Annotated in this window: 14 protein-coding genes, 1 tRNA gene and 1 other annotated feature; of the genes, 10 read left to right on the top strand and 5 right to left on the bottom strand. The window is 51.5% G+C overall.

Annotation, left to right across the window (positions count from 1 at the left end):
• Nucleotides 1-67 precede the first annotated feature (67 nt).
• Nucleotides 68-1381 (bottom strand): metallophosphoesterase family protein, encoded by a 1314-nt coding sequence (locus ACGTIC_RS10770; RefSeq protein WP_113855661.1) that lies wholly within the window; start codon nucleotides 1379-1381, stop codon nucleotides 68-70.
• 119 nt (nucleotides 1382-1500) lie between these two features.
• Nucleotides 1501-1739, top strand: a binding site (T-box leader).
• Nucleotides 1740-1783: 44 nt separating this feature from the next.
• On the opposite strand from ACGTIC_RS10770, the gene trpS reads away from it, so the two are divergent.
• From trpS to ACGTIC_RS10730, 8 genes are all read left to right on the top strand, one after another.
• Nucleotides 1784-2770: a tryptophan--tRNA ligase gene (trpS, locus tag ACGTIC_RS10765; RefSeq protein WP_075581265.1), complete on the top strand. Its 987-nt coding sequence runs from the start codon at nucleotides 1784-1786 to the stop codon at nucleotides 2768-2770.
• Nucleotides 2771-2779: 9 nt separating this feature from the next.
• Nucleotides 2780-3370 carry a 5'-deoxynucleotidase gene (yfbR, locus tag ACGTIC_RS10760; protein ID WP_059075322.1) on the top strand — a complete coding sequence of 197 codons (591 nt, stop codon included), beginning with the start codon at nucleotides 2780-2782 and terminating at the stop codon, nucleotides 3368-3370.
• A gap of 17 nt (nucleotides 3371-3387) precedes the next feature.
• Nucleotides 3388-4161, top strand: coding sequence for a TatD family hydrolase (locus tag ACGTIC_RS10755; protein WP_113855662.1), 774 nt, complete (start codon nucleotides 3388-3390; stop codon nucleotides 4159-4161).
• A gap of 173 nt (nucleotides 4162-4334) precedes the next feature.
• Nucleotides 4335-4736 carry a hypothetical protein gene (locus ACGTIC_RS10750; RefSeq protein ID WP_113855663.1) on the top strand — a complete coding sequence of 134 codons (402 nt, stop codon included), beginning with the start codon at nucleotides 4335-4337 and terminating at the stop codon, nucleotides 4734-4736.
• An 18-nt stretch (nucleotides 4737-4754) separates the two neighbouring features.
• Nucleotides 4755-6068 carry a nodulation protein NfeD gene (locus ACGTIC_RS10745; protein ID WP_113855664.1) on the top strand — a complete coding sequence of 438 codons (1314 nt, stop codon included), beginning with the start codon at nucleotides 4755-4757 and terminating at the stop codon, nucleotides 6066-6068.
• An 11-nt stretch (nucleotides 6069-6079) separates the two neighbouring features.
• The gene (gene floA, locus ACGTIC_RS10740) at nucleotides 6080-7129 is read left to right on the top strand and encodes a flotillin-like protein FloA (RefSeq protein ID WP_075582425.1); all 1050 of its coding nucleotides are present in this window, start codon (nucleotides 6080-6082) and stop codon (nucleotides 7127-7129) included.
• 8 nt (nucleotides 7130-7137) lie between these two features.
• Complete coding sequence (locus ACGTIC_RS10735) at nucleotides 7138-7593, top strand: hypothetical protein (RefSeq protein WP_113855665.1); 456 nt, start codon at nucleotides 7138-7140, stop codon at nucleotides 7591-7593.
• Between the two features lie 54 nt (nucleotides 7594-7647).
• Entirely contained in the window at nucleotides 7648-8379 is a 732-nt protein-coding gene (locus ACGTIC_RS10730) for an alpha/beta fold hydrolase (protein ID WP_113855666.1), read from the top strand.
• A 104-nt stretch (nucleotides 8380-8483) separates the two neighbouring features.
• On the opposite strand, the gene ACGTIC_RS10725 is transcribed toward ACGTIC_RS10730, so the two are convergent.
• Complete coding sequence (locus tag ACGTIC_RS10725) at nucleotides 8484-9452, bottom strand: exonuclease domain-containing protein (protein ID WP_236699606.1); 969 nt, start codon at nucleotides 9450-9452, stop codon at nucleotides 8484-8486.
• A gap of 5 nt (nucleotides 9453-9457) precedes the next feature.
• The gene (locus tag ACGTIC_RS10720; RefSeq protein WP_059075315.1) at nucleotides 9458-9940 is read right to left on the bottom strand and encodes a hypothetical protein; all 483 of its coding nucleotides are present in this window, start codon (nucleotides 9938-9940) and stop codon (nucleotides 9458-9460) included.
• Nucleotides 9941-10094: 154 nt separating this feature from the next.
• Between ACGTIC_RS10720 and ACGTIC_RS10715 the strand changes: the two genes are divergently transcribed.
• On the top strand, nucleotides 10095-10703 hold the full coding sequence (locus ACGTIC_RS10715; protein ID WP_113855667.1) for a hypothetical protein: 609 nt from the start codon (nucleotides 10095-10097) through the stop codon (nucleotides 10701-10703).
• A gap of 48 nt (nucleotides 10704-10751) precedes the next feature.
• Complete coding sequence (locus ACGTIC_RS10710) at nucleotides 10752-11243, top strand: molybdenum cofactor biosynthesis protein B (RefSeq protein WP_206084978.1); 492 nt, start codon at nucleotides 10752-10754, stop codon at nucleotides 11241-11243.
• Between the two features lie 133 nt (nucleotides 11244-11376).
• Here the strand turns inward: ACGTIC_RS10710 and ACGTIC_RS10705 are convergent.
• Nucleotides 11377-11451: transfer RNA gene (locus ACGTIC_RS10705), tRNA-Ile, on the bottom strand.
• Between the two features lie 134 nt (nucleotides 11452-11585).
• Nucleotides 11586-12752 carry an iron-containing alcohol dehydrogenase gene (locus ACGTIC_RS10700; RefSeq protein ID WP_257536488.1) on the bottom strand — a complete coding sequence of 389 codons (1167 nt, stop codon included), beginning with the start codon at nucleotides 12750-12752 and terminating at the stop codon, nucleotides 11586-11588.
• Nucleotides 12753-12868 lie beyond the last annotated feature (116 nt).

The raw sequence follows: 12868 nt of genomic DNA, 5'->3' as shown, positions 1-12868 counted from the left end.
ACGGAGCAGTCTGACAGACTCATTTGTCTGCCGGATTGCTCCGTTTTACTTTTATCCGGTGTATGTGTTATTTTTCTACAGCCGTGCGTTCCAACAGTGTGCCGTCAGGCAGGAAACTCTGGAATGTCAGCTGATTTTCTGTAGATTCCATAGTCATATAATTATCTGTTTCCGGCTGAGGCGCTACATATTCATCCAGACTGTGCTGTTTCCAGAGGCCGGGATACTGGACGTTGCCAGCTACGCCGGTAATGATGTAGAGCGGTCCCGACGGATCGCGCTGGAAATTCCTGATGTGTCCCCGGTCACGGTAGGTGTGCAGGTGGGCGGAAAGGACGACGTCTACGCCCGTTTCATCAAAGAGGGGCATCCAGAATGTGCCTTCCTGGGAAAATCCTTCTTCCCGTGGCTGGGGCCGGCTGGCGAATCCGTATTGCAGTGGATCCTTATGCATGATGACGACTTTCCATTTCTTCGTCGTTTTTGCCATATCCTGGCGGAACCAGGCTGCCTGATCTTCGTTGAGCTGTGGCTGCCAGTCAGCCAGTTCCGATGCCTGCGTATTGAGGACGACGAAATGAACATCTCCATAATCGAAAGAATAGAACTGGTTTTGATACGATTTAGGGACGCCGCCGGGCAAAGAGAAGAGATGGAGATAGGCTTCGGGCATCCGTACCTTCCAGTCGCGGTTGTACGTTTCGTGGTTTCCCATGAGTGGGACTACGGGGATGCGGCGGATCATGGGGCCGACGACATCGAACCAGGCATTCCACTGATAGTGGTCCTGCCCGTTATCTACGAGGTCGCCCATATTGATGAAAAACTGGGCATCGTTGTTGCGCTGCCAGGCCGGTTGAGCCGTAGCCGCCCAGTAACTGTAATCACTCGATTGGGAATCAGGGAAGATGAGGGCTTTGAAATCATTTCCCCGGGCCGTCTGGAATTCCTGCCATTCCGTCCGTTTTTCTCCGTATCCGACGCGGTATTCGTACGTCGTTCCCGGTGTGAGGTCCTGCAGCAATGCGCTGTGGACGTAGGTCGTCGTATCATCGTCGTTAAAGGCTTCATTTGTCGCCTGCTGCTGGAACACGTCGCCATCAGATCCCTTGACGCGGTATTCGACCAGTGCCGGCTCTTCGGAAAAATCAGACTGCCACATGATGGTGCGGCTCGTCATGCTGTCACGGGTGATAATCTGGCGTACGTGAGAGGCATCGACATCGCTGGTCAGATCGTAGTGAGCGGCTGCTGCTTTGGTGACTTGTATGCCCTGACGGGCCACGGCTTTGGAACCGGGTATAAAGAAATAAGCTCCTATGAGAGCGGCTGCCACTAGGGGAAGGGCAGTCAATATAATTTTTTTTCGCGTTAATTTCATATACATTCCTCCTGTGATGGCTTATTTTAGCACATGGAGTAAGCTTTAAGTCAAGACTTTTTTTACAAAATGCTTCTTGACATGGTACGTATTCGGGACTACAATACCTGTATATATAAAGAAACTCGATGAGCGGGAGCAAGTAGCTCTTTCATACCCCTTTCAGCGAGCCGGTGAGGGTGGAAGTCCGGCAGGAGGAGAAAGAAGGAATGGGCCCGGGAGAGGCTGTCAGAAGTCAGTATGACAGGCCGGAACTTTCACCGTTACCAGGAAAGAGTGCATGATGATGTGCATGTAAGAGCCGGGCATTATGCCAACCAGGGTGGTACCGCGGAAATACTTTCCTTTCGTCCCTATATATAAGGGATGGAAGGTTTTTTTATTGACAGGAGGAAAACAATCATGTCTATTATCTTTTCAGGTATCCAGCCGAGTGGCAATCTTACATTAGGGAATTATCTGGGTGCACTGCGTAATTTTTCTAAATTACAGGATGCCAATGAATGTTATTACTGCATCGTCAATCAGCATGCTATCACCGTGCCGCAGGATCCGCAGCTTCTCCATGAACGGACCCGTCAGCTGGCGGCTATTTATATCGCTTCTGGTCTGGATCCGCAGAAAGCGACGCTGTTCGTACAGTCGGAAGTTCCGGAACACGTACAGCTCGGCTGGATCATGATTACATCTTCTTATGTAGGTGAACTGGAACGGATGACCCAGTATAAGGATAAGGCTTCCAAACGGGGCGATTCCATTCCGGCCGGTCTTCTGACCTATCCGCCCCTGATGGCGGCAGACATCCTGCTGTATCAGGCTGACTACGTTCCCGTTGGCGATGATCAGAAGCAGCATATGGAAATTACCCGAGACCTGGCACAGCGGTTCAACCGTCTGTACGGGGACGTATTTAAACTGCCCCAGATCCTGCTCGGCCACGATGGCACTCGTGTCATGAGCCTGCAGGAACCGACGAAGAAAATGAGCAAGTCCGATTCCAATACGACGGCTACTATTTATCTTCTCGACGATCCCAAAGATATTGAAAAGAAAATCAAACGGGCCCAGACGGACAGCCTGAATACCGTGCGTTATGACACGGACTGCCAGCCCGGTATTTCCAACCTGATTGAAATTCTCTCGGCCGTGACCGACCAGAGCCATGAAGATATTGAAAAAGCCTACGAAGGCAAAGGTTACGGAGCATTCAAGAAAGATGTAGCCGATGCTGTCATTTCCGTACTGGAACCGATCCAGCAGCGCTATCATCAGCTCGTAGGCGATCCCGAACTGGATGCCATCCTCGACGAAGGCGCCAAGAAAGCCCATGCCAAGGCCAATGTCACTTATGTGAAAGCCTGCCGGGCTATGGGTCTGTACCGTAAATAAGGAGTACATATGAGCCATTTCTTTGCCATTTTGGCGCGCATGAAATTTATCCGCCGCTGGAGCCTGATGCGTAACACCATCGAAGAGAATGTGCAGGAGCATACGCTGCAGACGGCGATGATTGCCTATCACCTCTGCCTGTTACACAATACATATTATGCTGATGGCGGCACTGTAGATGCCGGACGGGCCGTCCTGCTGGCGCTGTATCACGATGCCAGTGAAGTCTTTACTGGTGATATGCCGACGCCGGTCAAATACTTCAGCCCGGTCATGCGCAGGACCTATGGCGAAGTGGAACAGCTGGCACAGAAACGGCTTGTCGAAACGCTGCCAGAGGATTTGCAGCCTGATTATGAATGGCTGATCTGTCATGCTGAAGAAGATCCTGTATGGCCCTTTGTCAAGGCGGCTGATACATTGAGCGCGTACTTGAAATGCCTTCAGGAAAAACATGCCGGCAACAACGAATTTAATGAAGCATATGAAACCATCGGAGCCCGTCTGCGTGACCTGGGAATGCCGGAGGTAGAGCAGTTTCTCCGCGACTATGCGCCGAGTTTCCTGCTGTCTCTGGACGATATGAATGGCGGATCCTGATCGGCGTGAGGTGTGATATGGATATTACTTATTATGATATTGGTCTCAATCTGTTTACCCGGTCTTTTACTAAGCCGGAACGCATCCTGGCTGATGCGGCAGCCGATGGAATCTGCTGTATCCTAACCGGGTCCGAGGACCGGGAAAACCGTAAGGTCAATGACTTTGTCAAACGGCACGATGCCTATGGGACGGCCGGAATCCATCCGCATGCGGCAGATGAAGCGAAAGAGGCCGATATAGCAGAAATCCGGCGCATCGTAACGACAAATCCCAGAGTCGTCGCCGTAGGAGAAACGGGCCTTGATTACGATCGCATGTATTCGACAAAAGAGAACCAGCTCTATTTTTTCAAAGAGCTCATCGCCCTGGCGGAAGAACTGGATAAGCCCATGTTCCTCCATGAACGGGACGCTGCCCACGATTTCATTTCCTGCTTTTCCGGCCATGAAGCCATCTGCTCCCAGTCCGTCGTACATTGTTATACCGGCGACAGGAAGACATTAGAGACGCTGCTCGACATGGGATTTTATATAGGTATCACCGGTTGGATCTGTGACGAACGGCGGGCCGATGACCTGCGCGATGCCGTATCGATTCTTCCTCTGGACAGAGTGCTGCTGGAAACGGATGCACCCTATCTGACACCGCGGGGATTTCACCTGCCGCGGATCAATGTCCCCAATAATATTGTTTACGTGGCGCAGACACTTGCTTTGTATATGGATGTGCCGGTTGGGGATCTGATCGTACAGGCTAAGAAAAATACAGAAACGTTGTTCCGTTTATGACGGAAGCAGCGGAGAAGGCTGAACAGGACACGGGTTTCTGCTTCAGCCTTCTTTTTGTGGTATTTTTTCTGTAGTTGCAGGAATTTGGGAAAATGTATAGAATTGTATAAAGAAGTACTTGCGCAGGCAAGGACTTTTTCAACATAAAACATCCTTGTTAGGAGGTAATGGGAATGACAATTGGCTTATTCTGGTCCCGCTATGAATTAGAGCTTCATGAAAAGAATCTGCGCGAGATCGATGCCAAATATACGTTTTTAATTCATTATGAAATGTGGAACTGGCTGATCGCCAAGATTCCGGAAAAAGTGCAGATACAGATTCTGCGCGGACATAATCATGGTGAAGAATCGTGGTCCTGCCGGCAATGGGTGGAACATATGCTGGACTGGCTGAAAGAAAACAAGCCTGCCGATATATATAATGCCGTTCTCGATAAGATTGCCATTGTCCGTTCCCAGCCGGTAGAAGAAGCGGAGCGTCATGCGGCGCGTACGTTATCCGATGACGAGCTGGCAGAAATGCAGGCTGCCGGGTACTTTAAGTCTGTCCCGCCCAGAACAAGGAACGAATAAGTAAGCGGAGGTGAACTCATGAGGTTTGCTGTAGCCATACGTTTTTTCGTGTGTATCGTATGTTTTTGCCTGACCGCGGCCGTGACGGGGCCTGCTGCATGGGCACAGGAAGCAGAGTCTGCCCGGGTCATTTCCATTTCCGGTGAAATCGATGGCAGCCAGGCAGCACTGGTGCAGCGCGGTATCAGCCGGGCGGAAGAAAACGGAGATAAGGCCATCGTCGTTCGTATCAATACGCAGGGCGGCCGTGTAGACAGTGCGCTGCGCATCCGTGATCTTTTGCGGGAAACATCCATCCCGACAATTGCCCTCGTCACGTCACGGGCCTGGTCAGCCGGAGCGTTGATTGCCATCGCCTGCCGCCATATCGTCATGGCACCGGGAAGCAGCATAGGCGCGGCAGAACCCATACCGGCGACGGAAAAAAATATTGCCGCCCTGAAATCGGAATTCAGTACGACGGCCGCTGATAATGGCCATAATCCCCGCATTGCCGAAGCGATGGTCGATAAAAAAGACGGCCTGCCCGGATATGCCGATGCCGGCGAAATCCTTGCGCTCACGGACGTACAGGCCCGGGAGCTGAATTTGTCGGAAGGAACGGCGGATACGGCGGAAGAAGCACTGCATCTGTTCAGTCTGGACGATGCGACCGTGTATTATGAAGACCGGAACTGGAAGGATGAAACGCTGGGGATGCTTCAGAATGAATACGTCCGCATGCTGTTTGTCGGGCTTATCCTGGCGGCGGTCCTTATCGAAATCAAAACAGCCGGTATCGGTGTCGGACTGGTAACGGCCTGCCTGCTGGGAGGGGTTATGCTCATATCCGGCGATGGCACACTGGCCGATGATCTGAAGGTCATCGGGGCTTTTATCGGCGGTCTGGTCCTCATTGCTCTGGAACTGGTTACGCCGGGAATCGGCATCTTTGGTGTGGCTGGCATCCTGCTGCTCTTTGGCAGTCTGTTCTGGATGCTCGGGGCGACAGTGCAGGCACTGTATATCCTGGCTGGCGGCATCGTCATTGCCGTCATCCTGTTTTACATCCTGGGCAGACATCTGCCTAAAAGCCGGTTGTTTGCCAAAGTGGCCCTGACGACCCGGTCTACGAAAGAAAAAGGTTATACATCACAGGAAGATAAGAGCAAGTATCTGTTTCAGCGCGGTACGACGATTACTATCCTGCGTCCGGCCGGTACAATCCGCATTGGCAAAGAACGGGTCGATGCCGTTTCGAGCGGAGGCTTCATAGACCGGGATGTAGCCGTGCGCGTCATCAAAGTCGAAGGTGCCCGGGTCGTCGTCGAACCGGTGCCGCCTGGTCCATAAGGAGGTAGGTTATGTCTATGTTATCTCTTTTAGCAGCGCCGCTGTTTGTTATTGTCGCTGCTATCATCGTTATTTCATTATTTCTCCATTTTGTGCCACTGGGACTGTGGATTTCAGCGATGGCGGCCGGCGTTTCCGTAGGTATCGTCAATCTTATCGGCATGCGCCTGCGCCGCGTCGTTCCGTCTAAGATCATCCTTCCCCTGGTCAAAGCGAACAAGGCCGGTCTCGACGTCAATGTCAATCAGCTGGAAGCGCATTATCTGGCCGGCGGGGATGTAGACCGCGTGGTCGATGCCCTGATAGCCGCCCACCGGGCGACTATGTCCCTGACCTTTGAAAGGGCCTGCGCTATCGATCTGGCCGGCCGGGATGTCCTGGAAGCGGTACAGATGAGTGTCAACCCAAAAGTTATTGAAACGCCGTTTATTTCGGCCGTTGCCCAGAATGGCATCGAACTTAAAGTACGGGCCCGGGTCACGGTGCGGGCCAATATCGACCGCCTCGTCGGTGGTGCCGGGGAGGCGACGGTCATTGCCCGTGTCGGGGAAGGCATCGTTACCAGCGTCGGCTCGGCAGCGGACCATTCACAGGTCCTGGAAAATCCGGACGAAATCAGTAAGACCGTCCTCAGCAAGGGACTGGATGCAGGAACGGCCTTTGAAATCTTGTCCATTGATATTGCCGATGTCGACGTAGGCCGTAATATCGGCGCCCGTCTGCAGACCGATCAGGCTGAAGCCGATAAACAGATTGCCCAGGCCAAAGCCGAAGAACGGCGGGCCATGGCTGTGGCAAAGGAACAGGAAATGCAGGCCTATACGCAGGAAATGCAGGCCAAGGTCGTCGAAGCCCAGGCAGAAGTACCGCTGGCTATCGCCCAGGCGTTCCGTGAAGGAAATCTGGGCGTCATGGATTATTACACCATGCGCAACGTCATGGCCGATACCAAGATGCGCGATGCCGTAGCCAAGGCAGGCATACCGAAGGCCAAGGCGCAGCCGTCGGCTGTATCGGGCCATCCCGTGACGCCTGCCCCGGAAACACCGGCTGATAAGTAGGTGATGGTATGGAATATATTATTGCCATAATCCTTCTCATGCTCTTGTTTTCCCTGCCCGATGCCCTGCGCCGTAAAAGACGTTATCCGCACCGGGGAAAGCGCCGCAGCAGCCCTATAGATACGCCGCAGCGGCAAAAGCAGACGAGACCGGAGCCATCTCCGCAGAGAGCTTCACAAACCGGACAGGCCCCAGAACAGGGGAAAATGCGTACGGCCGGGCAGGGAACGCGGAATCCGGCGCCAGCCGATACGGGACGCCTGGAAGGCAATCACCGTCCGGCCGCTGCGGCTATCGGCACGACAGCGGAACCAGTCACCGTTCCCGGCGCTCCTGCCGTCGTATATTCCTATGTCCAGCCGCCGGCCTGGAGCGGGCTCTCCGGTGAAGCACGGGATATCTATGCAGGTCTTGTCTGGTCGGAACTACTGCAGAAACCTGTTTCCCTGCGGGATAGAAAATAAAGATACGGCCGCTGGCAGATTGCTGACGGCCGTGTTTTACTTGAGGTAAACGATATGATTACAGAAGAAAAAATATACATAGGGAACATTCCCTGCCTGAAAATAGCGTGTCATGAAGATGTAAAAGGCGTAGTCATTTTTTATCATGGCTGGACATCGACAAAAGAACTGCAGTCCCTGCGCGGCCATATTCTGGCAGCATACGGGTATGATGTGCTGATTCCCGAGGCCATCCATCACGGGGAGCGGGGCATCATCGATTACGAAGAAAATCCGGCAGCGTATGGGAAATTCTGGCAGACCATATTCCAGAATCTCCGTGAAGCGCCGCAGGTCATCGCCTATGCCCAAACCTGGCATGATGATGTGCCGCTGGCCGTCATGGGACATTCCATGGGCGGATTTACGGCTCTGGGGGTTATGACGTGGAACCGGGATATACAGGCGGCAGTCGCCATGAATGGCTCCGGCTGGTGGGATGAATCAGACCGCCGTTTCCGGGCAGGACTGCCGCTGGAACCGATGGATTTTCTTCCGCAACTGCGCCGTGAAATCAGCCGGTGGGATCCGTACACTCATACGGAAAACCTGGAAGGCCGTTCGGTGCTGGGGTTGACTGCCGGCAATGACGATACGGTTGACCCCATGGCCCAATCCTACTATATGGATAAGCTGTATACCCTGGCAGGCGTACGGAGCCGGTTCATCACTTATCCGGGGTTGAAGCATTTTGTCACGACGAATATGATGGGCGATGCCGTAAACTGGCTTACCGACGTATTATAAGAAAACGACCTGTCCCATGATGGTTTTCTCCTATCATGTGGCAGGCCGTTCCTTTATCTACGGCAAACTAAAAGCGAAATACGATGAAGTTTTATGCGTGATCATCAGGGAAGGCTTTCGGAAAAATCGAGGCCTTCATCCGTTGCGTAATACGTACCTTCTTCTTTTCCCGGTTCGAGATATTTTTTATCCACCAGCCCTTTCAGGAGCACTTCGTCTACCGGGCGGGGATCGAACATGTCTTCCGGACGGGCTTCTTCCCGTTCGACGACGGCAATGACACTGGCTTCCAGCTCTTCTTTTGAAGGGGTTCCATTGGCGTAGTAAATACGCGGGATATACATGGGAAATTCCTTGCAGGATTTATAGAAAAACTGGCCGATAGCCCGGGCTTCACTCAGGCTGTTGTGCATATCCAGATCAATACCCATTTCTTCACAAATGGCATCCAGTTTATGGGAATCAAAGGTGTACAGTTTTTTTGCTATTTCCAGAGTATCGATAAAACGAAATTCCGGCGGCTTGATGCCAAATACGGTAAGGGCGTGGGTGATACAGCCGATGACGTAAGGCGCATTGTGGCAGACCAGCGTGTGGCCGATAAAATAGTCTTTCATGCCGGCATTCCAGTATTCGCCAAATTCGTCGGCTTTGCTCAGGAGTTCCCAAGTTACATCGGGATTTTTTAAGTCACGCAAATCTTTTTCCGGAGGCTGGATATAAAAATAATGCTGATCCTTTAGTTCACCGCCGGCAAATTCAGCAAAGCCTATGAGACAGATGGAGTAGGGCTGCCGGGAAGCCAGTTCAATAGAGACAGCAGTAAACCGCTGAGGCTTGCGCCGCGTGTATTCAACGGGGCCGATGGGATACTTGTAATATCCGTCAGACGGCTTGATATCGAACTGGTGAAGATTCTGGATTTTGATATGAGTGCGTTTTTCTACGGCTTCCTTCGCTTTCTGCTTACGGCTGCGCCGCCGGATGGCCATAATCATAGAGTAGAGGACGGCAGCGACAAACAGAAAGGAGACAATCATACCGCCGTAATGAAGTAAAGTGTTCATATCCATGGCTATCAGTTCCTTTCGCTGTTTTTGGCATCTTTCTTTTTATCGAAGGTATGATAGAATGTCATATTATAGCAATTGAAAAAGGCATTGTCTGCTGCTTTGCCGTTGACGGAATAGCGATCTGTCGTCGCAACTTCCGGGTCGGGATTGATGGTTTGTGCCGATGGGGTGCCTTTCAGCGTATCGTAAGTCATCGTAGACAATGTCTGCGTCCGGACCGTCTGGGCGTTAAAGTTATAGAAAAAATTGTTCTGATAACCTGTCGCCGTATTTGTAGAGTAGTCATAAGTCAGTACGGTGGCCTGGATGACATAATAGGGAGGGTCGTAACGGATGGAATTGATGGAATTCATATCAATGTAGGATTCGGTCATTTCATCGTGGCCCACCTGGATGTAACGGGGGTTGTCATCAAAAAACATGGCTGAGGCCAGTGTGCAGCCAAAAGCAGCCGCTACCATAAGGGCAGATGCTATTTTTTTAAACATGTCGATCTTCTCCTTTGAATGTGTAATTCAGATACCATATATTATAGCAGATATTGGAGCAGATTAAACATAAATATCCGTAATAGGTAGCAAACAGGAGTTTGCCGATTGAAGTCGAATTATATATAGAGAAAGATGAATTGGGAGTGATATAGTGTCTGTTTTATATATTGGTCTGCCTTTTTCCCGGTGGGAAGCAGATGAAGCGTTGAAGAGAGACGAGGAGAAACGGATTGCCTCCTTTCAGCGGGCCGGCCTGTCTCTGGTACCCGTCAACGGAGGTGCGGGAAGCAGCCGAATATGCCGTCATTACGGATGGGATGATTCGTTTGTTTGTGAAAATGAATTGCCCGGTGAAGAATTCCTGACGGATCATGTCTTTTGGGAAGATTATATGCTATTGTATATTTCTCCGGGAGCGGCCCGTTCTGATGCATCGTATCAGCAGTTTGCAGGGCAGGCGGCACGGATCGGGGCAGATAATGGAATGTTTGTAGCAGCTGATTTATGCGGCGTGACGGAACCGGTCCCCTGGCAGCACCAGGCGCATATTATCTGGCGCAGAGGCGCAGAACCGTTTCCCTGTGAGGGAAACTGCCGCCTGAGTCTGGCCTTTGATGGACAGCAGATTCATGTTGCCGGAATGAAAGAAAAAGTATATCATGGTACTATAGCCACAAGGGAAACAATGCCGGCCTTTCTCCAGTCGTTGTTGCACGGTGCAACACTGGAAGAGGCGTTACAGGCAGAAACGGAAATATAGTGCAGAAATATGGGATAACGAAGCGCAATTTACAGAGGAGGTATTATTTTGACCAAAACATTAACCGAAGAACATCCTTTACGGGCTGCCATACTGACGATCAGCAGCAGCCGGACATTTTCCAATGATACGAATGGATTAATGATACAATCCGCTCTTACCCAGGGCGGTCATCAGGTGGTCGATTACCAGATTGTCCGCGACGACCGGGATGAAATACTGAATCATCTTCACGAATGGGTCTGCAGTGTCGATGTCGTCATTACCAGCGGGGGTACGGGACTGGCAAAACGGGACGTGACGCTGGAGACGATAGAACCTCTTTTTGACAAGCCGGTTCCGGGATTTGCCGGTCTCATGACGGCCATGGCGTACCGTAATGATTGTGGTGTACAGTCCCTGGCATATCGTTCCAGTGCCGGAATCTGCCGCCAGTGTCTGATATTCTGCCTGCCCGGGCTGCCGAGACTGATTAAACTGGGCATGGAAAAAATCATTTTACCAGAAGTGTTCCACCTGTATGAAGAACTGCAAAAATAAAGGGAACGGATGAGGGAAAAAACCGTCCCCATAATCTGCCTGCAGACGGCCGGACTATGGGGACGGTTTCATTTGTCTTATACAAGTAAAACCCCTGTAATCGTATGATTACAGGGGTTTTACCTACATGAGCTGGTGGGCCTACTTGGATTCGAACCAAGGACCAACCGGTTATGAGCCGGGGGCTCTACCGCTGAGCTATAGGCCCATGTAATGAGATTTCACGGGGAAACCTACCAAGACATTATAATACGACTAGCCACTGTACGTCAAGGAGAAGTTTGGGAGGTATCAGTGAAAAAAGAGGAACGCCGGGACGTTCCTCTTTTCCGTACCAGTAGATTATTTGTAGGCTTTCTGATAGATTTCCACGACATCGGCTTCGGACAGGTCGATGCGGTCGCTCTTGAACAGGAAGGCCATAGCCGATTTGGCAATGCGGGCCATCTGAGGAAATTCATCGGGAGTAATGCCGTAATCGGACATCTTCAGATCAGCTACGCCACAGTCTTTCTGCAGCCGCAGCAGGGCTGTAATGAAATCCTTCGGTTCTGTTGCTTCGGTCATACCCAGAGCCTGAGCCAGGCGGATGAAACGGCCGTCACAGACGTGATGTTCAATAAAATAGGTGAAATAAGCTTCGCTGAGCATGATCAGGCCGGCGCCATGGGGAAGTTCCTGATGGAAGGCACTGAGGGAATGTTCCATGGAATGTTCGCTTACGGTGGAGCATACGACCATTTCCAGGCCACCCAGATAGCTGCCGAATGCCACTTTTTCGCGGGCTGTCAGATTTTTTCCATCCGCAACGGCAATGGGAAGATACTGGCTGATGGCCTCAATCGCCGTAAGGGCGATCATTTCACTCATAAGGCTGGATTTATTGGCAATGTATCCTTCGATATTGTGGAACAGGGCATCGAATCCCTGATAGGCGGTGAAACGGGGAGGTACGGATGCCATGAGTTCCGGATCGATAATGGCGAGCTGCGGGAAGAGCTGGGGCCCTTTAATCGGCGTTTTTTCTTTTGTTTCCTGATTGGTAATGACGCCACCCATGTCGGTTTCTGATCCCGTGCCTGCCGTAGTTGTAATGGCAATGATGGGAAGCAGAGTTTTTTTGATAGGCATTCCCTTGCCGGTACCGTTGGTAATGTAATCCCAGACGTCACCGCCATTCGTTGCCACGACGGCAATGCCCTTGGAGGCGTCGATGACACTGCCGCCACCGAGGGCGACGAGAAAGTCAGCACCGGAAGCAGCTGCCATTTGTCCGCCTGCCGTTACGGTCTGGCGCAATGGATTGGCTTCAATCTTATCATAGAGGACCGTTTCTACGCCGGCCTGACGGAGTTGTTCTTCCGTGCGGGCCAGATAGCCATTGACCTTTACGGATTTGCCATTGGATACGATAATCATGGCTTTTTTGCCGGGCATAGGTTGTGCATGGAGCTCATTGAGCTGGCCACAGCCAAAGAGAACGCGCGTAGGTACATGCAGATTAAACATAGAATCACCCTCGATAGATAATGTAGTATTTTTTTGTCCCTCTCCAGGGAGAATTGCTTACCATTCTAGTATTTAGTATACCATAAAACAGGCGCTCCGTTATGTGAAAATCAGCC

This window comes from Megasphaera hexanoica, from assembly GCF_043520715.1.
Taxonomy (GTDB): Bacteria; Bacillota; Negativicutes; order Veillonellales; family Megasphaeraceae; genus Megasphaera; species Megasphaera hexanoica.
Note: the sequence above shows the minus strand (reverse complement) of the source record. Positions and strands in the feature narration are given on the sequence as shown.